A 22,012-nucleotide genomic window follows, 5' to 3' on the forward strand; every position below is an offset into this window, starting at 1 on the left:
CGCAATAGAGCCAGGTTGACCCTCGCCAGTGGTCTGGTTTTGCTCCCCACAGATTTAACGCCATTCCATCGTTGGATTGATGAACAGCGACCATCCGAGGTGCATGATTATCATGATCCCTCGTATTGAGTGGTGTGGCTTGGAAAGTTGGATTGGGCGCTGTGGAGGCACCCACCAGGCCGAATACCCGGAATTCAAAAAAGAGCTCAAATGACCATTAGTCCGCCTTAGATAACCGCTGAAATTTTTGATATCGCTTCCGCTACCGGCGCTGTCCGGTCGGCGCAATTCAGTGTTGAGGATTATCTAGTGCATTTTCGCGGAGATATTAATGGCCTTCGCGCCATAGCAGTCATTGCAGTGATGCTTTTCCACTTTGGCGTAGTGGGTGGCCAGGGCGGCTTCGTCGGGGTGGATGTATTCTTTGTGATATCCGGCTTTCTCATGACCGGGATAATTTTCTCTCGGATGGAAAGCGGGCGATTCTCCGTATGGGATTTTTATAAAGCACGGGCGAAAAGAATCGTTCCGGCTTTGGCCTTTCTGTGTCTGTGTCTCTTCGCCACCGGCTGGGTATTGTTGCTCCCTTCAGCCTATGAACAGCTTGGCAAGCATGTTCTTGGGAGCCTGGGCTTCATTTCAAACATGATGTACTGGAAAGAGGCGGGATACTTCGAGCAGGTATCTCACGATAACTGGCTTCTTCACACCTGGTCTCTCTCCGTCGAATGGCAGTTCTATCTGGTTTACCCGATTGTCATCGTGGCGTTGCGTAAGATGGTCTCCCTGCAGCAAACGCGCTGGCTGCTGATACTGCTTGCGCTGGGCTCTTTTGCCTTATCGGTATACGCTTCGTCTCGCTGGCCGACCTCTTCGTTCTTTCTGCTTCCTACGCGGATGTGGGAGATGATAGCGGGCGGGCTTGTGTATCTGTTTCCGCTTACCTTTGCCCAGCGCAGTAGCCGCTTTCTGGAACTGTCAGGTATTTTGCTGATTGTTGCATCGGTGCTTGCGTTTACCCCTGACGCAGTCTGGCCGGGCTGGCTGGCTATTATCCCGGTGATGGGTACGGTGATGGTTATCTATTCGGCCCGTTATGAGTCGGTGATAACCGGCAACGCTGTGTCGCAGTTTATGGGGCGTATTTCTTATTCCGTGTATTTATGGCACTGGCCCATCGCTGTCTGGATATATTATTTCGCGCTCGAGGGCGAGCCCTTATGGATTATTACTGGCATGGCAGCTTCGATCCTGACCGGCTGGTTGTCCTATCACTACATCGAAAACAGGGTGCGGTATAAGAGTGATTCGCCAGGGTTGTTGCAGCCTGGAGTGGGTGCCGCCGGGGCGGTCCTTCTGGCGTGTTCCCTTGCCACAGTGACCCTCGCTGCGCAAGGCTATCCTTCACGCGTGAGTGATGAGTTCCACCAGGCAACGGCTGATCTGATACTGCCCCGAAGATCCAATGGATGGTGTTTCCACAACGTTGAAACAAGCGGGTCCGGTGAGGTCAATCCGGTCGGCCAGGAGGGACTGGAATGCTTGCTCGGCGCGGCGGATGGCCAATTACAGGCCTTGCTATTCGGTGACTCCTTTGCCGGACACTACGGCCCCTTCTGGCACGATCTGGGAAAGGAGCACTCGATATCCATCAACTCTGTCTCTACCAACTGGTGCTACCCGAGCCTTGCGAAAGGTTTCACGGGGAACGTAACCGGACCGGGTTATCAACAATGCCTGATCAACCGAGGCTATCTCGGAGCTGAAGCAGGCAATTACGACCTGATAATCCTGGCTGGCCAGTGGGGAGCTGTGCAGGAGCACGACGATATGCGCGATGTATTCGAGGCTATCGATTATCTTGCTGAACGCACTGGACTGGTGATCTTGATGGCCTCGCCGACTACTTTTGATGTGAACGTGGCGGAGATGTATAAACGCAGTCTGCGCTTTGGTAGCGAGTTTGATATCACCCGGTTCCGCAAGACGCGCGATGCGCCTGCCAAGGAGGCTAACCGCCTGCTCGCAGACTATGCGAGCCGTCACGCGAATGTGATATTCATCGATCGGCACTCGATGTTCCACGTAAATGGCGTCCGCTCTGACGTCACCGCCGAGAACGTGCCATTCGGGCTGGACCCGTCCGGTCATATCAGCTTGTACGGCTCTCGAATGGCCGCGAAAGCGTTCAGGGAGTCCGCCATCTATAAGGCTTTTCTCGAGGGCATCCGTGCGCCTGGCTTTCGCTCGCTGGGAATGTTCAGCCAGGGCCCGCGTTAGGGGCCTGAGTGCAACAAAGGACGAGCCAGGCACAGCTGGTCGTCAAAGTATTTCCCGTGCCACATCCAGCACCCGGCCATCCACGGTGCGCTGGAGCTTGTCCTCGATCTCGCTACAGATGGACTCGACCTTTTGCGCCGAGGTCGCTGCGACCACGAATGACCATTCGCTGGAATCCAGCCGGTCCAGGTCTGCGCTTTCGCAAACGGCGACCGCTGGGTTACGACCGAAGCGTTCGTGTAGACCGCCCATACGCTGGCGCTTTTCCTTGAGTGAACCGCAGCCGGGTAGCGATATCTTGAATGTCAGTACGCCTATATTCATGGAGCGTTCCTGTTCAGCTGAGGCGAATCGGTAGAGCCCTCGCGCCAGTCCTCGGCAACCTGGGTGCCGCGCGCCTCATTGACTGGAAGTACAGTGAAGATAGCCACGCCAAACAGCGCCATGCAAAACAGAATGGCATCGGCCAGGCCGAACGCCCACTGAACCAGTCCCAGCCCGAGTATCCCGAACACCGCTGCGAGCTTGGACGCTGTGCCCCACAGACCAAAGAATTCGGCGGATTTGCCGAGCGGCGTCAATACCCCCACCAGCGCACGGCCGGCAGATTGCGAGGCGCCGAGGCTGGTCCCGGCTAGCGCGCCGGCAAACAGGAACACATGCTGGGGCTCCCAATCCACTCCAAACCACACGCGAAGCAGGCCGGTCAGACCAGGGGTTTGCCAGATCGCCAGAATCGCCACCAGCCACAGCAGTAGGGTAAGAATATAGGTCAGACGCGCACCGAGCCGGCTCTGTAATGCACCAAACGCAAAGGCGCCGAGTGCTGCGGTGATCTGCACTGTAATGAACATGAAGGCGCGGATTTCCTCGCTCCAACCGATGACTTGCGCGCCATAGATGAAAGAGAAGGCGATGATGATGTAGATGCCGGCCATCGAGAAGAAGATGGAAATAAGCAGCGAACGCAGATCCCGAAACTGATGTATGTCCCGAAAGGTGGTGCCCACGCGCAGCATGCCGACGCTGAACAGCGACTGGCCGGCGGGCGTGTCGCGTTTGCTGCCGCGTTCCTTGAGCCAGATGAACGTGGGGATCGCCGCCACAAGAAAGAACCCGGCGGCGAAGGGGCCGACCCAGCGGATGACGTCGTAGTTCTCCGCCGACACATCGCCGAGGAAGAACAGCGTAAAGGCCGTCGCCACAAGACCGCCTATATAACCGACGCCCCAACCGAGTCCGGATATCCAGCCCAGCGCCTGACGTGGGCCAAGGTCCGGCAGAAAACTGGCAACGAAACCTTCGCCCATCGAATAAGCAAAGTTGGACAGGATGATGAGCAGCATCGCCGGCACTATCCAGCCAGGCTCGACGAAGTACAGCAGCGCAGTGGCCAGCACCGTCAGCAGATAGCTACCAAGCAGAAAACGCTTTCGGCTGCGCGAATAATCCATGATCGCACCGCATACCGGATTGGCCACCACCACCATCAGATAACTGACAGCCAGCGCCAGGCTCCACAGCAGATTGCCCGTCCGGTAATCCGGCGCATCGCCGACAATCACCCGGGTGAAGAGATCCCCGAAAATCACCGTGATGATCAGTAGTGTGTAGCCCTGGTTGGCGAAATCGAACATAGCCCAGCCAAATATTTCCCGCTTGGGCGCAAGTTCGGTGCGGTTCATGAAGACTCCTGACTAACGAATCGGACAAACAGAGCCGCCACATTACCACTCAGGCATGACACTGCGTATTCATCAAGGCACTGGTTGCTAGCGGAAGAATATGGATAATGCGCGTCACATTTCCTTGCCTGTCTCACGGACCGGTGCGGATTCTGCCTAATAACACTAAGCCTAGAGCGACCAAGATGTCTGATTACAAAGCGCGTTTTATCTTGTCAGGATTGCTGGCTTCGGCCCCTTCCTTTGCCGCAGACCAGGCTGATGCCCGAGGCTTCGTCGAGGGCAGCAGCATGGATGTGTTTCTGCGCAACGGCTTTATCAGTCGCGATTACAAGCAGGGCAGTCAGGACAAGGCCGAATGGGGGCAGGGCGCTGTCGCCTCGTTCAGTTCGGGCTTTACCGCAGGAACGGTTGGTTTTGGTGTGGATGCCTTTGGCCTGTACGGCGTGCGGCTGGATAGCGGCAATGGCCGCGCGGGTGCGCCCGGTATCGACTTTTTCATGGTCGACGACAACGGTGATATCGAGCATGACGTTGCCCAGGCGGGTGCTGCGCTCAAGGCGCGCTTCTCCAACACGCTGATTACTTACGGTAATCAGCGCCCGACATTGCCTGTGCTGAGCCATGACAACTCGCGTCTGTTGCCGGAAACATTCACCGGTACCCTGATCACTTCCAGCGAAATCGACGGATTGGTTCTGCATGCGGGACGCTTTACGGCTCAATCGCGCAAGAGCGACGAGGGACGTGACAGCGCAGAGTTGAAGGCCATCGATGTGCTCGGCGGCAGCTATCAATTGAATGACAATATCAGTGCTGCGCTCTATGCCTCGGATGTTGAAGATGTCCTGAAGCGCCAGTACGTCAACCTGAACTATGTGCGCCCGCTGGGCGAGCGTGATGCGCTGACGCTGGACTTCGGCGGTTACCGAACCAATCAGGAGGAGCAATTCGATCCCGCAGAGCGCAAGAACCGCATCTGGAGTCTGGCAGCCACGTACGTCACCGGACCGCACGATTTCACCCTGGCCTACCAGCGCAGCAGCGGGGATGTCGGCTACAACTATGGTTTCTATCAGAGCGAAGGCTGGGTAGGTGACGGCGGCACCAGCATCTGGCTGGCCAACTCCTACTGGTCCGACTTCAACAACGAAGACGAACGCTCCTGGCAGGTGGCCTACGGTGTGGACTTCGCCGCCTACGGTGTGCCGGGTCTGAGCTACAAGGTGGCTTATGTGCGCGGTACCGATATCAATCTGGGCGGGGATGGACGCGGGACCGAACGTGAGATCTTCAACCAGTTCCAGTACGTAGTGCAGAGCGGTGCGGCCAAGGACCTGAGCGTACGTCTGCGCAGCTCGGCGCTGCGGGTATCCGCTAATGCGCAGAATGCGATCAGCGAAGGCAACGAAGTTCGCGTCTTTGTCGATTTCCCGGTGGATATCCTTTGAGCTGGTTCGACGGTTCGCAAAGAACCGTCGATTTATCCGGGCTCGGGATTAACGACGCTCCCAGACCTCGATATGGTTTCGACGAGCAACGCTGTAGCCACGCTTACCCGGCAACGCTTTGTCCAGTCCGAAGCGTTGCAGGTAGGCCTGCACCTTGCTGCGGTCCGCGTCGCCGGCCTGCTCCAGTAGCTGATCCGCTCGCCGCAGGATGTACATCGAGTAGGGCGCAACGCCGGAGGTGATCGGCGCGCCGCGAAAGCGGGTTTCAACCTGTCCGACATGGCGCTGGTGGGCTTTGTCTGCAACCGGTTGCCCGTCTTCTGGCTGAAGTTTGTCTATCAGCGCATCCATGCATTCGAACTTGGTGGTCAGCTCCGGAAAGATCTCCTCGGCGACCTGCTTGAGCAGCGGTTCCAGGGTGGAAGGAATAGCATCCTCTGTGATGAAGTCAGTGCCGTAACCGGGGAAGTCCGGCGTATCCAGGCCGGGCGCCGTCATCCGCTCTACCCAGCGGAACACGTTGGGCGAGCGGCGCTTCATCAGATCGGACGGCACGGGGTCGCGACCCAGGTGCGCGAACATCGGACCGATGAGGCCGTAATCCGCCACGCTTGGCCGGCCACCGAACAGGAAGGGGTGCTGCGCAAAATGCGCCTCGAGAATATCCAGCAAGTTTTCGAAGGACTGTTCGATCAAGGGAATCGTCTCGGCGTTTACGCCAAGCGCCGGCAGATAGGATTGCATCCGCGCCATGATCGTTTCGGCCCGCGCGGCATCGCTGCCGGCAGCGAAGGCGTGGCGCAGAAAGGTTTCCTGCGGTTCGAGATAGGACCAGCGATAGTGCATGGCGTGACGCAGCATCGCCTGGCATCCGTAGTACTGCAGAATGATTGCCAGTACTGTCTGCAAGGGCCCTTCCGGGTAGGCCGGGTACGGCACGCCCTGGCGCTCGAAATGGTCAATGATGTCCAGGCTGTCCTGAATGATCTCGCCGTCCGGCGTTTCCAGCACAGGAACAATGCTGCGTTGGATGGTCGGCAGAATCCGCTCGACGAAATCAGCATGCGCTGGTGGCAATTCCAGGTAGGCGATGCCCTGCGTGCGCAGGTAGCTGCGGGCTATACCGGTATAAAGCGAGTGGGGCAGTCCGTAAAGCACGTTGACAGCGGAACTGACGGGCATCGATATCTCCTTGTGAGTTGGAAAAACGTTGTGAGCGATTGTGCCAGCTTTGCTGGGCGTCGCCTGCAGCCAGCAGCAAACGGATAGCAATATGTGAACGGCGTCAAATGCTGTCCGCCATTTTCAAGCCAATGATTCCCATCAATATGAGAGCAAGGCTGACAAGCCGCCCGAGGGGCATCGGCTCAGCGAAGAGAAACACTCCGAGCAGGGCGGAGCCAATGACACCGATCCCGACCCACACGGCGTAGGCGGTCCCCAGCGGCAGGGTCTTCATCGCCACAGCCAGTAAGCCGAAGCTGACAATCATGGCGAGCAGCGTTCCGATGCTCGGCCATAGCCGGGTAAAACCCTCGGTGTATTTCAACCCCACCGCCCACACGACTTCCAGCAGACCGGCCAGAAAGAGAAGAATCCAGTTCATTGTCTTACCAAACGAACATCGGGGTCGTCCCCAACTTATGGTCGCTGCAACGGGGTCGTCCCCGCTGCAGACGGGTCTGACAGAATAATATCAGAACGGATGGGTGGACTTTCAGGCGGCAGGTGAGTGGCGCCGGCAATGGTCATTCGGAACCGGGTCAGAACATCGGTAGTTGAGGTGTGCCTGCTTCGGCTTTCAACAATCTTTCTGTCAGCGCCTCCCGCAGGAGAAAAGCGATAGGGGCGGCGAGAACACGACGGAGAAAATCTGCATTCTGGGTTTTGCTATGCCAATAGCGGAAAATCTCCTCCACGGTGGGGTACGAGTCATCTGCAGCAGTAATATGTAGCATCTCACCCGGACTTAACGAGCCGGGTTGCAATACTCTGGCGTAGGCTCCACAGCGCCCCGCGTGGACGAATTGCTTGACGAAAGCCGGGCTGCCTACCCGCGCAGCCAGTACTGCGCAAGGCACCCTGGGTGCGGTTATTTCCATCCTCAATTCACCTACCTGCAGAATGTCGCCTACTCGTACGGACGGCCACCAGTGAGTAATCGTAAGATTCTCGCCGAAAAAGCCCGGATCTATATCGCGCTGTAATTGCTGCTTCCACCAGTCGATGTCCTCCTGGCTGTAGAGATAAACAGCCTGATCCGGGCCGCCATGAAAACGTCTGTTGACGATGTCGTCCCCAGGCAAACCCGTTGCGTCGATGAGCTGCGGACCCTGCACGGGCTGTTTGAACAGCCCGGTTTGTTTCAGCCTGCTGCCTACCTGCAGGTTCCGTAATTTGCCCACATTAAGAGAGAGGACGCGTGGAGAATAAGGCATGACAAAACCTGGTGAGCGAGTACGTGAAGGATAGGTGGGAATTCTATGCCGAACGGTAGCGGCTGTACCACGTCGCTCAGGCTCGCCGAACCCGCGGACATGCTGCAGGGCGCTCCGATCAGCCTGGTGATGACGTCCATGTCATCAATGCTCAGCGCAACCCTGCAGCCTCGCTGCGCAGCCCGGGATTGCACGACTCCCGAAACGCTACAAGCGTCCTGGGGCGACGAAATGGCTCACTGATTTGCATCGCCCGCGCCGGCCGCATCAAGTTTATCCTGGGTGCGGTTATCGAAATCGCTGGCGTCATGGCGTTCCGGAAGCTGCTCTTCAGGTTCACCCCAGGTGCGGTTCACCATCCGGCCGCGCTGAACGGCGGGTCTTTCTTCAATGGCCTTGGCCCAGCGCAGCACATTGGCATAGGAACCAGCCTCGAGAAACTCCGCCGCCTCGTACACCTTGTTCATCACCAGTGCGCCATACCAGGGCCAGATTGCCATATCGGCAATGCTGTACTCGTCTCCGGCGATATATTGCCGCTCCGCCAGCTGGCGGTCGAGCACGTCCAGTTGCCGTTTCACTTCCATGGTGTAGCGGTTGATCGGGTACTCGTATTTCTCCGGCGCGTAGGCATAGAAGTGACCAAAGCCGCCGCCCAACAGTGGGCCGGCGCCCATTTGCCAGAACAGCCACGACAGGCATTCGGTTCGCCCGGCCAGATCCTGTGGAATGAAGGCGCCGAATTTTTCTGCCAGGTACAACAGGATCGACCCTGATTCGAAGATGCGCAGCGGCGGGGTGATGCTGGTATCCAGCATGGCCGGGATCTTCGAGTTGGGATTGATGCTGACGAATCCGCTGCCGAACTGGTCGCCCTCGGTAATTCTGATGAGATGAGCGTCATATTCAGCCTGCTCATGTCCCGCGGCCAATAGCTCCTCAAGGAGAATGGTGACTTTCATACCGTTCGGCGTGGCCAGGGAGTAGAGCTGCAGCGGATGCTTGCCGACCGGCAGCTCCTGTTCATGCGTCGGCCCGGCAGTCGGGCGATTGATGCTGGCAAATTTGCCACCGTTCTCCGCGTCCCATTTCCAGACTTTGGGCGGTATGTAGGTTGCGTCAGTCATGTGCGATGCCTCTGGTTCGGGATTTGAGGGTTTGATCTGATCAGGGTGAAGGATATCCAGACTAGTTCAGATTGACCATTTCAGCAGAACCGCCGTTCCGCTGTACGCAACGATGCGTACAGATCGCAAATAAGAGTTACTGCTAAATGAGAATGATTATATTATTCGTGGCGATCAGAAACCGCGGTTCGGCCGGCTCAGGCCGTTATGAAAACCACAGTGACATCCCCAAGGAGCTTTTCTTAATATGGTTAAATTCAATCGACACCGGTTGGGGTGCAGTCTGGCTGTGGCAACTTCGATGGGATCCTTTGCCCACGCGCAAGACGCGGTCGAGCTGCAACCAACTACTGTAATAAGTGCTGCGGGATATGAACAGAACATTGCAAACGCCCCTGCGAGTATTTCCGTGATCACTCGCGAGCAGCTTGAAAAGCAGTCGTACACCGATGTCGTTGATGCCATGAAGAACATCCCGGGAGTGTATGTCACCGGAGGCGGCAACATGCAGGATGTCAGCATCCGCGGTATGTCTTCCTCCTACACCCTGTATCTGGTCGATGGTCGGCCCGTTTCCGCAGGCCGCTCGGTCAACACCAATGGCAGTGACGGTGGCAAGCAGATCGGTTTGCCGCCACTGTCGATGATCGAACGTATCGAAGTGGTACGTGGCCCGATGTCGTCGCTGTATGGGTCCGAAGCCATGGGTGGCGTCATCAACATTATTACCCGCAAAGGTGGTGATACCTGGGCCGGTACCGTAGCGGCCGAGTACACCCTCGCAAAAAATGATCTCAGTGAAGATGCCTGGTTGGGCAACTTCTATGCTGGCGGTGCGCTGATTCCCGGTTTGTTGGGTGCCAAGGTCCATGGCTCGCAGTCGGTAACCGATGAGAGCGAGTATCAGGGGCTGGATGACAGCGCGGCCAGCACGCCGGATGGCAAGCGTCGTCAGGCCGGGGTCGAGTTGTACCTGACGCCCGATGAACAGAACCGTTTCTCGGCCAGCTATCAGGCTGCACGCCTTGATGAAACGCATCATCCGGGCCTCAGCATCGCAGCGGACGCGACGGAGAACTCCACCGAGTTCGACAAGGACATCTACGTGCTGGCCCATGACGGGCACTACGGCAATTTCCGCACCAACACCTATCTTCAGCACGACGTGTCCGAACGCGTGCAGGACGCTACCAAGAAGGAGGAAGTCAGTACTTTCAATACCCAGGCAAACTACTTTCTTGGCTCGCATGTACTGACCTTTGGGGCCCAGTACAAGTACGAAGACTTTGTCGATGAAACCAACGGGCTACTGACCTCCGGGGTGCCTGGTGCCGTCAAGAGCGTGGATCGCTGGCTCGCTGCGTTGTTCGCAGAAGTCGAGTGGGGTGTGACCGACGATCTGGCGGTTACCACCGGCCTGCGCTACAACGATGACGAGCTATTCGGCGGTTACCTGTCGCCGCGTGTATACGCGGTTTACCAGTCAACCCCGAATCTGACCCTGAAGGGCGGGGTTTCCACGGGCTACAAACAACCGGGCCTTGCGGACGCTACCGAAGGCTTCGGGCGTGGCACCGGGGGCGGCGGCTCCCCGGCACCCCATCCGCGTGCGTTGATCATCGGTAACCCGGAGCTGGACCCGGAAAGCAGCACCAACTATGAGGTGGGGTTCAACTATGACAATGTCGAGCTGGGCTTCAACACCAGCCTCATGGTCTTCCACACCCAGTACAAGGACAAGATTGCAGAAGATCGCTTCTGCGTGACGGATGCCGACGGTTCGGGTGACAACCGTAACAACGTGGCGGCCTGGTCCTGTGGTTTCGCTGGTACCGACTATTACTTCCTGAGTACCCGTACCAACGTTGATGAAGCGATCATGCAGGGTGTCGAGTTGACTCTGGACTACGCGCTGCATTCCTCGCTCTGGTTAAGCGGAAGCTACACCTACACCGAATCCGAGCAGAAAACCGGCGAGTTCAAGGGAGATCCTTTGAACAAACAGCCCAAGCACATGGCCAATGCCTTGCTCGACTGGACAATAACGCCCAGATGGAATGCCTGGCTGCAGGGCAACTACCGGAGCGAGACCTCGGAATATCTGAGCCGCACCAGCATGTCAGATGGCACGCCGGGATACGGCTTCTTCGACGCCGGTGTGGTGTACAAGGCAACGGATAGCCTGGACGTCAAGGCAGGCCTGTACAACATCGCCAACAAGGAAGTTACCAGCGAGGAGTATGGCGCGGTGCTGGATGGCCGCCGTATGGTTGTTGGTTTGACCATGGATTTCTGATCCTCGGTTAGTCAAGGTGCGGCCTGTAAACCTTCAGGCCGCTGCTTGATCTGCTCAGTCAATGCTGTTTCTTGTAACGTTCTGCCGCCCCCTGCGTTTGAATGCCCCCTCCCGCCTGCTCAGCTAAGCCAATCTGAAAGCCACTGCCGTCCTGGCTGCGTTGCGTGCCTACTTATCATTTTTCAGCTTGATCCTGTTTGGTCGACCCAATTTGTGAAGGCGTCCCGCTATGAACAAGGGATATCACCGATAATTCGGTGAACGACCATTCGCAAGGCTGTCTGCGTTCCGTCGGTGTTGCTCTGTCCCGGCGCAGCAATCAGTAAAAGGCTGAACATATGAAACCGATCTATCCGGCGCTGGCGTTTGGTACCATTTTTCTGGGGGCTGTTTTCTGGGCGTCGCAGTCGAGTGAGGCGCCGGTGGAAGAGCAGGCTGTTGAGCAGGCGTCGGCCTCAACTGACTCGGTATCCACAGGCGGCGCGGTCAACTCTGAACAGGTGCGTTCGGAAGAACAGCGCTCGCCGGCTGCTGAAAAACGTGGCGATCCGGATGCTGCACAAAGCGCTGTTACCGATGCAGACCTGTTGCAGGAGCCCCAGCTGGCCGAGCTGAATCCCGATTACCCGACCATGGCGATGCGTTTGCATGAAATGACTGCACGCCGTGATGGGCAGGCTTTTGACCCGACCAAGGTGCGGGATGCGCTTGCCGCGGCGTCTGCCTGGGAACCCAGTGATGATGCTGGCGCCGGGCTTGATTTGACCGAAGAAGAACGCAACGACGGGCGTGAATTCATTGAATTCAGCCGCATGAAGCTGGAGAGCCTGGTCGCCGGGGACACGCTTGAATTGCCTGTCAGCCAGAGCGGCCAAAACTATCAGGCAGAAATCACCCAGGCTGTCGCCAACAATGACGGCACCGTCACCTGGCACGGCAAGCTGGTCGATGAGTTGGGCGCTGTGACCGACGAGTCCGGTTCGGCGTACGACGTTACCTTTACTTCCGGCCAACGGATGGCCTCAGGCGGTATGTTTACGCCAGAAGGCCATTTCGTCATAGAAGCGGTAGGCGAACAAGGCTGGATTGCCAACGCATCCACGCTGTTCAAGTTCGACGAGAACGAGCCGGATTTCATCATCCCGGACGAGCTCTGAATCCTCCCTTCCAATCTCTTGCTGGAAACAAACACCCATGATCAAACGTCTCGGGCTTTACCTCAAACTTGGCGCTACCGCTCTGGTCGTCAGTGGCGCGACCCACACTGCTCACGCAGCGCAAATCGATCTCCTCGTACTCTATGACGATTACAGCGCCTCCCGGATGCAGGGCGAACCGGCAGTTGTCCTCAAGTCCTGGCAGGATCAGATTAATACCATGTACCGCAACAGCCAGGTCGATCTGCAGCTGCGTATCGTTGGCGTGGAACGCAATGACTTCGCCTCCAGCGATATGAGTCAGGCATTGGTGAATGTGGCGCGGTCTTCCTCGGTCGCACAAATTCGTGATCGCGTCGGTGCAGACTTTGTCACCCAGCTCCATCAGTCCGGCAACTGTGGGGTCGGTTATCTCGCGGTTCACGCCAGTTATGCCTTCAACGTTCTCGGCGCTGGTTGTGGTCCCGCCGCACTGGCCCATGAACTCGGCCATAACATGGGCCTCAACCACTCCAGAGCGCAGGGCGATACCGCCGGCTCAGAATACCGCTACGCGCTCGGGCATGGCGTCAACGGCGCATTCGGTACCCTGATGACCTACGAATGGTATTACCGGGCCGCCAAGATGTCGGTGTTTTCCAATCCGCGAATCCAGTGCCGCGGATACCCTTGTGGTGTCGAGGAAGGCGCACAGGGCGAGGCGGATGCAGCCAAGGCAATAAACAACGTGAAGGACCGCGTGGCGGTCTTCCGTCCCACCAAGGTTGGCGGCGGGCCCGTGCCGAACCCTGATCCGACGGAACCGGAAGAGCCCACGGAACCTAACGAGCCGAACGAACCCACGGAACCCACCGATCCAGAGGGTACCGTGCAAAACGGGAATTACCTGATCAAAGTCGCAGCTAATGGTCGCTGCCTGAACGTCAACAATTCCCGATGGGGCATGAGCGATGTGGTGCAGTGGTCATGTACCCAGGCGCCCAATCAGCAATGGACACTGACGCGTCAGGAAGGTGATGTCGTGAAGCTGGCCAGCACTGGCACGCAGGGTTGTCTGAATGTGGTTGCGAGCAGCAGACGCGCAGGTGCGAATGTCATTGCATACAGGTGTTCGGAGCGGGAGAGCCAGCAATGGCAGCTCAAACAGGTTGAGGAGGGCAAGTTTCAGGTGACAGCGCGACACAGCGGTCTTTGCCTGGATGCCGGGAGTAATGCCAATGGCAGCAGCCTGACCCAGGCCACCTGTAGCGGATCTGACAGTCAGCGGTTCAGTTTTACCGGGTTGTAAGGTTTCAAGCATGCGCAATCAAGCCTCACCATCGGTGGGGCTTTTTTTCGCCTGGCAAAACCCACGCGCAGGCACCTGAGCAGGCTCTGTGCGATCGAAGCCGTATATTCTGGTGTGGCTTCGTTCAGGTTCAGTTAAGCACGGGCTCTTATTCTGTGAACGTCAAAACCAACCACAGGAACTGAACCCATGAAAACACTGACTACGCTGATCCTTGCCGCTTCCCTGACGCTGGGTGCGAACCTGGCGCTGGCCAAGGACGTTGGCCCGGATGAAGCATTGAAACTGCGTGACGCAGGCACCATCCAATCCTTTGAAAAGCTCAACGAGGCAGCTCTGGCCAAGCACCCTGGCGCCCAGATCGAGGACACTGAGCTTGATGAAGAAAATGGCCGGTATTTCTATGAAGTTGAACTGCGCGATGAAAAAGGTGTGCAATGGGATCTCGAGCTCGACGCCAAGACCGGCGAAGTGCTGAAGGACCATCAGGACGACTAAATGCGGCTTACCACTCTTTCAATGCTCCCCTTGGCCATGTTGCTTGCCGCCACGCCAGCGGCAAGCCGTGATCTTGATCAGGATGAAGCCCTGCAGTTACGCCGTGAGGGCTTGATTCTGCCGCTGGAGAGCATATTGCAGCGCGTTTCGGAGTCGCATCCTGGCGCGCGCTTGCTTGAAGCAGAGCTGGAAGAGGATGACGGCGTTTATATCTATGAAATCGAATTGCTCACGGCCGACGGCGTCGCCCGTGAGCTGGAAATCAACGCCCGGGACGGTCGCGTGCTTCAGGACGAGGAAGATTGATGCGGCTGTTATTGGTCGAAGACAACGTGCCGCTGGCCGACGAGCTAGTGACCAGTCTCAGTCGCCAGGGCTATGCCACGGACTGGCTGACCGATGGCCGTGACGCGGATTACCAGGGTAGCAGTGAGCCTTATGACCTCATCATTCTCGACCTCGGCTTGCCAGGCAAACCGGGGCTTGAGGTATTGCGTGACTGGCGCGCGCGTGGTTTGGCAACGCCGGTACTGATCCTTACCGCGCGTGGTTCCTGGGCAGAGCGAATTGAGGGTCTGAAGGCCGGCGCGGACGATTATCTGACCAAGCCCTTCCATCCCGAGGAACTGCTGTTGCGCATTCAGGGATTGTTGCGGCGCGCCCATGGACTGGCCAACCAGCCATTATTACAGGCTGGCGGGCTGGAACTGGATGAATCACGGCAGCTGTGCCGCAAGCAGGATCAGGAGATCGAATTGACTGCGGGCGAGTTCCGTCTGCTGCGCTACTTCATGCTGCATCCGGGGCAGCTGCTGTCGAAATCGCAGTTGGCCGAGCACCTCTATGATGGTGAGACTGAGCGCGACTCCAACGTCATCGAAGTCCATATTAACCGCCTGCGCGGCAAGCTTGGCCGTGAGCTGTTCGAAACCCGTCGCGGGCAGGGTTATCGGTTCGGCGGCGCCTCTTGAGATCCATACAGCGAAGCCTGAGCCTCGGGCTGGTAGCGGTTCTGGTCATTCTGAGTCTGCTTTTGCTGCAAACCAGCCTCTGGCTGTTCGAGGCGGGTCTGCGTCGCACTCTGGAAGCCGACCTGCGCGATGAAACCGAGGGGCTGCTCATAGCGCTGGTACCAGGCGCAGATGGCGTGCAGCTCGATGCCCGGCGCATCAATCCACGTTACCAGCGTGCCTTCTCGGGCCATTACTTCCGTATCGATGTGGCTGGACGCACCTGGCGTTCCCGCTCCTTGTGGGACGCCGATCCTGAATGGCCAGGCAGCGCGGGGCTGAGTGATGGGCTTATTGATGGTCCGCAGGATCAACGTTTGATGGCGTATCGCGGGCAGTATCAGCGTGATGGCGAGACCATCCATATCAGCGCGGCACAGGATTACACTCCGGTACTCGACAGCTTCGCCCAGGTACGTCTGGGCGGCTTTGGGCTGGTCATGTTGTTTGTGTTGATCCTGGTGTTGCTCCAGCGTTATGCGGTGAAGACTGCCCTGCGGCCGCTGGAACAGGCGCGTCAGCAGGTCGCCCAATTGCAGCAGGGCCAGCGTCAGCAACTGGAGGTCAGGGCACCGGTTGAGCTGCAACCGCTGATTGAGCAGATCAACCACTTGCTGTCGCACACCGACAATACTCTGAAGCGATCACGCCACGCGCTGGGCAACCTCGGTCACGCGCTGAAGACGCCACTTGCGGTGCTGGGCAGCCTGATCACGCGCGAGGAACTCTCAGCCCACCCGGCATTGCGCGCCAGTCTGGAGGAGCAACTGAGCCAGATTCAACATAGGGTCAGCCGTGAATTGAACCGGGCGCGCCTGGCCGGTGATGTATTGCCAGGCGCCCATTTCGACTGTGCAGCGGAGCTGCCCTCGCTGCTTGATACCCTGCGCATGATCCATCAGCGAGACATTACGCTGCGCTGGTCGGCGCCACCGGCGTGCCGGCTGCCTTGGGACCGTGAGGATATGCTGGAATTGCTTGGTAATCTGCTGGATAACGCCTGCAAATGGGCGCGCTCGGCAGTCATGCTGACGATCGTAGAGGATGTGGACGCTTACCGTATTCTGATCGAAGACGATGGTCCGGGGATCGAACGCGCCGAGCGAGCCCGGGTGTTGGATCGTGGAACCCGCCTGGATCAGCATGTCGATGGCCAGGGATTGGGGTTGGGTATTGTGCGAGACATTCTTGCCGCCTGGCAGGGCGAGCTGATATTCGACACTAGCGCTTTGGGCGGCTTGTCTGTTTGCATCCAGCTGCCGCGCAGCAAGCCGCCGCTGGAATAAAATCCGAATACAGGCATTTCGAGCGCCCATAAAAAATCCCGGCACCAAGGCCGGGATTTTTGTACTACCGGAAGCTGATCAGCAGCCGTACTTCGCCTTGAACTCGCGGCGACGTCGGTGCAGGACCGGCTCGGTGTAGCCGTTCGGCTGCTTGGTGCCCTCGATGCACAGCTCGACGGCAGCCTGGAAGGCAACGCTGTTATCGAAATCAGGCGCCATTGCCTTGTATGCCGGGTCACTGTCGTTCTGACGATCAACGACGGCGGCCATGCGCTTCATGGTTTCCAGCACCTGCTCTTCGGTGCAGATGCCATGACGCAGCCAGTTGGCAATGTGCTGGCTGGAGATACGCAGGGTAGCGCGGTCTTCCATCAGCCCGACGTCATTGATATCCGGGACCTTGGAGCAACCGACACCCTGATCAATCCAGCGTACAACGTAGCCGAGGATCCCCTGGGCGTTGTTGTCCAGTTCCTGCTGGATTTCTTCAGCTGACCAGTCGGTGTTGGTGGCCAGAGGCAGGGTCAGAATGTCGTCGATTGACGCCGGCGTGCGGCTGGCCAGCTCGGCCTGACGCTCCGCCACGTTGACCTTGTGGTAATGCAAAGCGTGCAGGGTAGCCGCAGTCGGGGAGGGTACCCACGCGGTATTCGCGCCCGCCATCGGATGGCCGATTTTCTGCTCAAGCATTGCCGCCATCAGGTCAGGCATGGCCCACATGCCCTTGCCGATTTGCGCGCGGCCCTTGAGGCCGGTTGCCAGGCCGATGTCGACGTTGTTGTTCTCGTAGGCACCGATCCACTTGGCGGCCTTCATTTCACCCTTGCGTACCATCGCGCCGGCTTCCATGGAGGTATGGATTTCGTCACCGGTACGGTCGAGGAAGCCGGTGTTGATGAAGGCAACGCGCTCGCTGGCGGCCTTGATGCAGGCTTTCAGGTTCAGCGATGTACGGCGCTCCTCGTCCATGATGCCGACTTTCAACGTGTTGCGCTTCAGGCCGAGCAGGTCTTCGACGCGGCTGAACAGCTCAGTGGCGAAGGCGACTTCTTCCGGGCCATGCATCTTGGGTTTGACGATGTATACAGAGCCGGTACGGGTGTTGCGGCGCGCGGTATTGCCGTTGAGGTTGTGCATGGCGATCAGGCTGGTGATTGCGGCGTCCATGAGGCCCTCGGGTACTTCGTTGCCATCCTTGTCGAGGATGGCATCGTTGGTCATCAGGTGGCCAACGTTACGCACGAACAGCAGGGAACGACCGTGCAACGTCAGGCTTGAGCCGTCTGCAGCAGTGTATTCGCGGTCCGGATTCATGGTGCGGGTGAAGGAGCTGCCGCCCTTGGCCACGCTCTCGGCCAGATCGCCCTTCATCAGGCCCAGCCAGTTACGGTAGACCAGAGTCTTGTCTTCGGCATCAACAGCGGCGATGGAATCTTCGCAATCCATGATGGTAGTCAGCGCAGCTTCCATGAGTACGTCTTTTACGCCGGCGGCATCAGTCTGGCCAACATTGCTGGTGGGATCGATCTGAATCTCGAAATGCAGACCGTTGTGCTTGCACAACACCCCTTTGGGGGATTCAGCGTCACCCTGGAAGCCGACAAACTGTGCTGCATCCTTGAGACCGGTCTGGCTGCCATTCTTCAGCTTGACGACCAGTTGGCCGTCCTTGACGAGGTATTCGATGGAGTCGACGTGGGAACCTTCGGCCAGCGGGGCTGCCTCATCGAGGAACGCGCGGGCGTAGGCAATGACCTTGTTGCCCCGGATTTCGTTGTAGCCCGGACCTTTGGTGGCGCCATCTTCCTCGGAAATCGCATCGGTACCGTACAGCGCATCGTACAGTGAACCCCAGCGGGCGTTCGCCGCGTTCAGGGCAAAGCGGGCGTTGGTGACCGGAACGACCAGTTGTGGGCCAGCCAGGCGGGCAATTTCTTCGTCGACGTTTTCGGTCGTCGCACTGAAATCGTCAGGTTCGGGTAACAGGTAACCGATTTCCTGCAGGAACGCCTTGTAGGCGACCGGGTCGTGCGCTTGACCGGTGCGCTGGTTGTGCCAGGCATCGATCTGGTTCTGGAAATCATCGCGTTTGGCGAGTAGGGCCTTGTTGATTGGCGCCAGGTCTGTGATCAGCTTCTCAACACCAGACCAGAAAGCGTCGGCATCGACACCGGTACCGGGGATGGCCTGCTGATTGACGAAGTCGTGGAGTATTTTGGCAACCTGTAAGCTGCCGACTTGGACGCGTTCAGTCATGGAAAACCCTCACTCTGCAGACAACCTGCGCGAACGCGCAGGACGTGGAATTTGGAGAGGCAGCATGTTACACGATGACAGGTTGCAAATCATGCCCGGCACGTGGAATTCTAAAGCGCTAGCCACAGAGCCCAGGCGTATAATGACGGAATGTTAATGGATCAGGCTTTTCTGGATTTGCTGATCGAAGGCCTGCCGGAGCTGGAGCCGGGAAGGCCTTCGGATGCGGCTGCGCTGAAATATGCCAATTATTACGGCATCGATTTCAGCCGGCATGTCGAGCAGCATCTCGGAAAAGTGCACGCCGACGGGTTTGATCTCGCCGTCCAGCTATGGCGCCCATCGCGGCCCAAGGGCACGCTGGTTATCCTGCACGGTTATTACGATCATATGGGGCTGTATCGGCACCTGATTCGCTGGGCGCTGGGGCATAAGCTGGCAGTGCTCGCCTTCGATCTTCCCGGACATGGCCTGTCCAGCGGTGACAGGGCAAGCATTGATTGTTTCCTGCGCTATCAGAAGGCGCTCGATGGCGTACTGCAAAGCGCCGTGGACTGGAATCTTCCCGGACCCTGGCATTTTCTCGGACAAAGCACCGGCGGCGCGATACTGATCGACCGCCTGCTGCACGGTGAGATGCCGACCGAGACGGGCGAAAATATTCTGATGGCGCCGCTGGTCCGGCCTCGGCAGTGGGGGATGTCGCAGATGAGCCTCAAGTTGCTTGGCGGCTTCATCCAGCAGCTTGGCAGACGTTTTACCGATAATTCCAATGACCCCGATTTCCTCGCTTTCATCAGGGAGCGTGATCCGCTTCAGGCGCAGATACTGCCGGTTGCCTGGGTTCAGGCGCTGGAAAAGTGGATCCCCCGCATCGAGTCGGCCGCACCTGCGTCGCACCGGCCGTTGATCATTCAGGGCCAGGCGGATGGCACTGTTGATTGGCAGCACAATATCAAGGTTCTGCAGGAGAAATTCGACGCGCCCGAGCTGCTCTATCTACCCAAGGCGCGTCACCACCTGGCCAACGAAGGCAAGGCGCTGCGCAAAGAGTATCTGGACTGGTTGAGCGACAAGCTGGGCTTCTGAGTGAGGCGCTAGCCGTCCTGGCTTGAGCCTGTACTCAGGGATTCAGCGCGTCGCGAACGGCCAGTTCCACCGCCGCGTAAAACAGCTTTCCATGTTCCGATTCGCTCCATTTGATCAGGCCAGCCAGCTCGTCATCGCTGAGGTCGCGGTAAACATGCGCCAGTGTCGCCGGTAGGTTAGGCTGCATTTGATTGCGCAGATCGCCGCGACGGCCGGTTACCACGGATTCGGGGATCTGCATCAGCCCGCCCAGAAAACTGTTCGCGCTGGCGGCAGCCAGACTGGCCAGTGACAACGAGACTTCGACGCCGATATCCAGCGCTGGCAAGAGCTCGCTCAGTCGCTCGATTTGTGCGCGTCGCTCCGGGGTCAGCTCGGGTTCCGGCAAGCCGCGTTGCATGGCCACAATAGCGGCAGGGGACGTGGCGCGGGTTTCGGCGCCAACCACCTTGCGGCCCAAGGGACTGTCGTAAAAGGCAAGTGCCTGGCGCTGGTCTTCATCCTGAAGCGTCAGCGCAAGCCGCGCCAGCGCACGATCATGCATTTCTTTCGGGGCGAAACGCAGGTTGCTCTGGGTGACGAGCGTTTCATAAATGCTTGCTGGTAGCTGCTTCGCATAGCGTTGTTGCGCAGCCTTCAGGGCGAACTGAAAATGTTCCTGGTGTTGATTCATTCCCGACGCCTGATAGAGCGCCGCGGTTGATCCCGGCGCAGCCTGTGCGGCGAAGCTGTGAAGTAACAGTGTGGTCAGAAGCGTCAGTATCAGGGTGTGCAGTGCAGTCAGGCGCATTGATGCCTCTAATGTGGGGATGGCGGGGAGTAGTGTCTGCTGGACCGGAGGGCTTGTCGAGTTTCTGGTTGCTGGCCTGCTCGGGCTCATAGTGAAATAGCAACTGATTCCGGTGAGCAGGCTACAATAAATCCGGTCCCGCTCCGGATCGATTCTGTCCAGCCGGCTGGCTGACTTCAAGGTTCCTTTTTTGAGCGAAACATCGATGTCCGAGTTCCCTGTTGCGCAAGTGTCCAGTTGCTTTGAGCAGGTGGCCGATGATCTGGCGGTGAAAGGCTGGTCAGTTCAAGCCAAGGTTTTTTCCCCGTCACTGATCGCAGCATTGGCGCAGGCCTGTCGCCATATGTGGCAAAACGATGCGCTGACTCCGGCCGCAATTGGTCACGGCTCGGACCTGGCGGTGGTTCCGGAGATCCGCGGGGACTACACCCGGTGGCTGGACGATTGTTCGCCGCGGGCCTGTCAGGACGAGTACTTGCAGATACTCGAGGCGTTGCGTGAGACCCTTAATCGGTCGTTGTATCTTGGACTCGACAGCTTCGAAACGCATTTTGCTCTGTATCCGCCCGGTTCCGGTTACAGCAAGCATCTGGACCGCTTCAAGAATAATCCGCTGCGTATGGTTTCGGTTGTGGCTTATCTCAATCAGAGCTGGCAGCCTGGTGATGGTGGGGAGTTGCGGTTGCACCTCAAGGAGGGTGCGGTGGACGTGGCTCCCACCGCTGGCACCCTGGTGGTGTTCATGAGTGACAGCATTTTGCATGAAGTCCTTCAGGCGCATAAGGAACGGGCCAGTCTGGTTGGCTGGTTTCGTCGCCGCCCGCTCAACCCGTTATTGCGCTAGAGCTGATGGAAAAGCTCCTTGTCAGCAGTTGCCTGCTCGGCCAGCCGGTACGTTACGACGGCACTGCAGGCGGACCCCATGGCCTGCTGCAGCGTTGGCAGGCTGAGGGCCGCGTTATCCCGATTTGTCCGGAAGTAGCTGGCGGATTACCGACTCCACGTCCGCCTGCGGAGATACCTGGAGGGCAGGGCGCAGCCGTGCTGGCAGGTCAACTGAAAGTCAGAACGGTGAGCGGGGATGACGTGACCTTCGAGTTTCTGAGTGGTGCGCAACTCGCATTACAACTGGTGAAGCAGCACGGCATTCGATTCGCCGTACTCAAGGCGCGCAGTCCATCCTGCGGTAATAACGAGAATTACGACGGTACCTTCACCGGGACCAGGGTGGCGGGTGAAGGCGTGACAGCGGCGGCATTGAAGCAGGCGGGTGTTCAGGTATTCAACGAGGAAGAGCTGGACAAGCTGGCGCTGGTGCTGGACGGATCAAAAGGCTGAACCGGCAGTGCGAGACCAAACCC

21 protein-coding genes are annotated in these 22,012 nt (G+C 58.2%); 13 read left to right on the plus strand and 8 right to left on the minus strand.

What is annotated here, in order from left to right:
- Window positions 1-309: 309 nt before the first annotated feature.
- The gene (locus tag FZE95_RS07755; protein ID WP_150300284.1) at window positions 310-2,280 is read left to right on the plus strand and encodes an acyltransferase family protein; all 1,971 of its coding nucleotides are present in this window, start codon (window positions 310-312) and stop codon (window positions 2,278-2,280) included.
- 42 nt (window positions 2,281-2,322) lie between these two features.
- On the opposite strand, the gene FZE95_RS07760 is transcribed toward FZE95_RS07755, so the two are convergent.
- Window positions 2,323-2,604 (minus strand): DUF503 domain-containing protein, encoded by a 282-nt coding sequence (locus FZE95_RS07760; protein WP_150300285.1) that lies wholly within the window; start codon window positions 2,602-2,604, stop codon window positions 2,323-2,325.
- Window positions 2,601-3,965, minus strand: coding sequence for an MFS transporter (locus FZE95_RS07765; protein WP_150300286.1), 1,365 nt, complete (start codon window positions 3,963-3,965; stop codon window positions 2,601-2,603). The genes FZE95_RS07760 and FZE95_RS07765 overlap by 4 nt, the downstream gene beginning before the upstream one ends.
- 185 nt (window positions 3,966-4,150) lie before the next feature.
- Between FZE95_RS07765 and FZE95_RS07770 the strand changes: the two genes are divergently transcribed.
- Window positions 4,151-5,416 carry an OprD family porin gene (locus tag FZE95_RS07770; protein WP_150300287.1) on the plus strand — a complete coding sequence of 422 codons (1,266 nt, stop codon included), beginning with the start codon at window positions 4,151-4,153 and terminating at the stop codon, window positions 5,414-5,416.
- 48 nt (window positions 5,417-5,464) lie between these two features.
- Here FZE95_RS07770 and FZE95_RS07775 read toward each other — a convergent pair whose 3' ends face one another.
- From FZE95_RS07775 to FZE95_RS07785, 3 genes are all read right to left on the minus strand, one after another.
- On the minus strand, window positions 5,465-6,598 hold the full coding sequence (locus FZE95_RS07775; RefSeq protein ID WP_150300288.1) for a glutathione S-transferase family protein: 1,134 nt from the start codon (window positions 6,596-6,598) through the stop codon (window positions 5,465-5,467).
- A gap of 103 nt (window positions 6,599-6,701) precedes the next feature.
- Window positions 6,702-7,022: a quaternary ammonium compound efflux SMR transporter SugE gene (gene sugE / locus FZE95_RS07780; RefSeq protein WP_150300289.1), complete on the minus strand. Its 321-nt coding sequence runs from the start codon at window positions 7,020-7,022 to the stop codon at window positions 6,702-6,704.
- Window positions 7,023-7,179: 157 nt separating this feature from the next.
- Entirely contained in the window at window positions 7,180-7,854 is a 675-nt protein-coding gene (locus tag FZE95_RS07785) for an MOSC domain-containing protein (protein ID WP_150300290.1), read from the minus strand.
- Between the two features lie 45 nt (window positions 7,855-7,899).
- Between FZE95_RS07785 and FZE95_RS07790 the strand changes: the two genes are divergently transcribed.
- Window positions 7,900-8,097, plus strand: a complete 198-nt coding sequence (locus FZE95_RS07790) for a hypothetical protein (protein ID WP_150300291.1) — start codon at window positions 7,900-7,902, stop codon at window positions 8,095-8,097.
- Here FZE95_RS07790 and yghU read toward each other — a convergent pair.
- Window positions 8,091-8,981 carry a glutathione-dependent disulfide-bond oxidoreductase gene (gene yghU, locus FZE95_RS07795; RefSeq protein WP_150300292.1) on the minus strand — a complete coding sequence of 297 codons (891 nt, stop codon included), beginning with the start codon at window positions 8,979-8,981 and terminating at the stop codon, window positions 8,091-8,093. The two genes, FZE95_RS07790 and yghU, sit on opposite strands and share 7 nt — an antisense overlap.
- A 247-nt stretch (window positions 8,982-9,228) precedes the next feature.
- Here yghU and FZE95_RS07800 point away from each other — a divergent pair, with 247 nt between their 5' ends.
- From FZE95_RS07800 to FZE95_RS07830, 7 genes are all read left to right on the plus strand, one after another.
- Window positions 9,229-11,277, plus strand: coding sequence for a TonB-dependent receptor domain-containing protein (locus FZE95_RS07800; RefSeq protein WP_150300293.1), 2,049 nt, complete (start codon window positions 9,229-9,231; stop codon window positions 11,275-11,277).
- A gap of 338 nt (window positions 11,278-11,615) precedes the next feature.
- Window positions 11,616-12,434, plus strand: a complete 819-nt coding sequence (locus FZE95_RS07805; protein ID WP_150300294.1) for a hypothetical protein — start codon at window positions 11,616-11,618, stop codon at window positions 12,432-12,434.
- A 37-nt stretch (window positions 12,435-12,471) separates the two neighbouring features.
- Window positions 12,472-13,722: an RICIN domain-containing protein gene (locus tag FZE95_RS07810; RefSeq protein WP_150300295.1), complete on the plus strand. Its 1,251-nt coding sequence runs from the start codon at window positions 12,472-12,474 to the stop codon at window positions 13,720-13,722.
- A gap of 189 nt (window positions 13,723-13,911) precedes the next feature.
- Entirely contained in the window at window positions 13,912-14,220 is a 309-nt protein-coding gene (locus tag FZE95_RS07815; protein WP_150300296.1) for a PepSY domain-containing protein, read from the plus strand.
- Entirely contained in the window at window positions 14,221-14,526 is a 306-nt protein-coding gene (locus FZE95_RS07820; protein ID WP_150300297.1) for a PepSY domain-containing protein, read from the plus strand.
- The gene (locus FZE95_RS07825; protein WP_150300298.1) at window positions 14,526-15,191 is read left to right on the plus strand and encodes a response regulator transcription factor; all 666 of its coding nucleotides are present in this window, start codon (window positions 14,526-14,528) and stop codon (window positions 15,189-15,191) included. The genes FZE95_RS07820 and FZE95_RS07825 overlap by 1 nt, the downstream gene beginning before the upstream one ends.
- Complete coding sequence (locus tag FZE95_RS07830) at window positions 15,188-16,516, plus strand: ATP-binding protein (RefSeq protein ID WP_150300299.1); 1,329 nt, start codon at window positions 15,188-15,190, stop codon at window positions 16,514-16,516. The genes FZE95_RS07825 and FZE95_RS07830 overlap by 4 nt, the downstream gene beginning before the upstream one ends.
- A 78-nt stretch (window positions 16,517-16,594) precedes the next feature.
- Here FZE95_RS07830 and FZE95_RS07835 read toward each other — a convergent pair whose 3' ends face one another.
- Complete coding sequence (locus FZE95_RS07835) at window positions 16,595-18,772, minus strand: malate synthase G (RefSeq protein WP_150300300.1); 2,178 nt, start codon at window positions 18,770-18,772, stop codon at window positions 16,595-16,597.
- 156 nt (window positions 18,773-18,928) lie between these two features.
- On the opposite strand from FZE95_RS07835, the gene FZE95_RS07840 reads away from it, so the two are divergent.
- Window positions 18,929-19,861: an alpha/beta hydrolase gene (locus FZE95_RS07840; RefSeq protein WP_150300301.1), complete on the plus strand. Its 933-nt coding sequence runs from the start codon at window positions 18,929-18,931 to the stop codon at window positions 19,859-19,861.
- Between the two features lie 34 nt (window positions 19,862-19,895).
- Here FZE95_RS07840 and FZE95_RS07845 read toward each other — a convergent pair whose 3' ends face one another.
- The gene (locus FZE95_RS07845) at window positions 19,896-20,651 is read right to left on the minus strand and encodes a DUF2059 domain-containing protein (protein WP_190324526.1); all 756 of its coding nucleotides are present in this window, start codon (window positions 20,649-20,651) and stop codon (window positions 19,896-19,898) included.
- Between the two features lie 205 nt (window positions 20,652-20,856).
- Between FZE95_RS07845 and FZE95_RS07850 the strand changes: the two genes are divergently transcribed.
- Together FZE95_RS07850 and FZE95_RS07855 are read left to right on the plus strand one after the other, a co-directional pair.
- Window positions 20,857-21,495 carry a 2OG-Fe(II) oxygenase gene (locus tag FZE95_RS07850; protein WP_150300303.1) on the plus strand — a complete coding sequence of 213 codons (639 nt, stop codon included), beginning with the start codon at window positions 20,857-20,859 and terminating at the stop codon, window positions 21,493-21,495.
- 5 nt (window positions 21,496-21,500) lie between these two features.
- Complete coding sequence (locus tag FZE95_RS07855; protein WP_150300304.1) at window positions 21,501-21,989, plus strand: DUF523 domain-containing protein; 489 nt, start codon at window positions 21,501-21,503, stop codon at window positions 21,987-21,989.
- The last annotated feature ends 23 nt before the right edge of the window (window positions 21,990-22,012 follow it).

Source organism: Pseudomonas profundi, from assembly GCF_008638305.1.
In the GTDB taxonomy this organism is placed as follows: Bacteria; Pseudomonadota; Gammaproteobacteria; order Pseudomonadales; family Pseudomonadaceae; genus Halopseudomonas; species Halopseudomonas profundi.

Excerpts from the sequence above, each read along its gene's own strand:
- FZE95_RS07760 (WP_150300285.1), bottom strand. The coding sequence starts at position 2,604 with ATGAATATAGGCGTACTGACATTCAAGATATCGCTACCCGGCTGCGGT.
- FZE95_RS07765 (WP_150300286.1), bottom strand. The coding sequence starts at position 3,965 with ATGAACCGCACCGAACTTGCGCCCAAGCGGGAAATATTTGGCTGGGCT.
- FZE95_RS07770 (WP_150300287.1), top strand. The coding sequence starts at position 4,151 with ATGTCTGATTACAAAGCGCGTTTTATCTTGTCAGGATTGCTGGCTTCG.
- FZE95_RS07775 (WP_150300288.1), bottom strand. The coding sequence starts at position 6,598 with ATGCCCGTCAGTTCCGCTGTCAACGTGCTTTACGGACTGCCCCACTCG.
- sugE (WP_150300289.1), bottom strand. The coding sequence starts at position 7,022 with ATGAACTGGATTCTTCTCTTTCTGGCCGGTCTGCTGGAAGTCGTGTGG.
- FZE95_RS07785 (WP_150300290.1), bottom strand. The coding sequence starts at position 7,854 with ATGCCTTATTCTCCACGCGTCCTCTCTCTTAATGTGGGCAAATTACGG.
- FZE95_RS07790 (WP_150300291.1), top strand. The coding sequence starts at position 7,900 with ATGCCGAACGGTAGCGGCTGTACCACGTCGCTCAGGCTCGCCGAACCC.
- yghU (WP_150300292.1), bottom strand. The coding sequence starts at position 8,981 with ATGACTGACGCAACCTACATACCGCCCAAAGTCTGGAAATGGGACGCG.
- FZE95_RS07800 (WP_150300293.1), top strand. The coding sequence starts at position 9,229 with ATGGTTAAATTCAATCGACACCGGTTGGGGTGCAGTCTGGCTGTGGCA.
- FZE95_RS07805 (WP_150300294.1), top strand. The coding sequence starts at position 11,616 with ATGAAACCGATCTATCCGGCGCTGGCGTTTGGTACCATTTTTCTGGGG.
- FZE95_RS07810 (WP_150300295.1), top strand. The coding sequence starts at position 12,472 with ATGATCAAACGTCTCGGGCTTTACCTCAAACTTGGCGCTACCGCTCTG.
- FZE95_RS07815 (WP_150300296.1), top strand. The coding sequence starts at position 13,912 with ATGAAAACACTGACTACGCTGATCCTTGCCGCTTCCCTGACGCTGGGT.
- FZE95_RS07820 (WP_150300297.1), top strand. The coding sequence starts at position 14,221 with ATGCGGCTTACCACTCTTTCAATGCTCCCCTTGGCCATGTTGCTTGCC.
- FZE95_RS07825 (WP_150300298.1), top strand. The coding sequence starts at position 14,526 with ATGCGGCTGTTATTGGTCGAAGACAACGTGCCGCTGGCCGACGAGCTA.
- FZE95_RS07835 (WP_150300300.1), bottom strand. The coding sequence starts at position 18,772 with ATGACTGAACGCGTCCAAGTCGGCAGCTTACAGGTTGCCAAAATACTC.
- FZE95_RS07840 (WP_150300301.1), top strand. The coding sequence starts at position 18,929 with ATGGATCAGGCTTTTCTGGATTTGCTGATCGAAGGCCTGCCGGAGCTG.
- FZE95_RS07845 (WP_190324526.1), bottom strand. The coding sequence starts at position 20,651 with ATGCGCCTGACTGCACTGCACACCCTGATACTGACGCTTCTGACCACA.
- FZE95_RS07850 (WP_150300303.1), top strand. The coding sequence starts at position 20,857 with ATGTCCGAGTTCCCTGTTGCGCAAGTGTCCAGTTGCTTTGAGCAGGTG.
- FZE95_RS07855 (WP_150300304.1), top strand. The coding sequence starts at position 21,501 with ATGGAAAAGCTCCTTGTCAGCAGTTGCCTGCTCGGCCAGCCGGTACGT.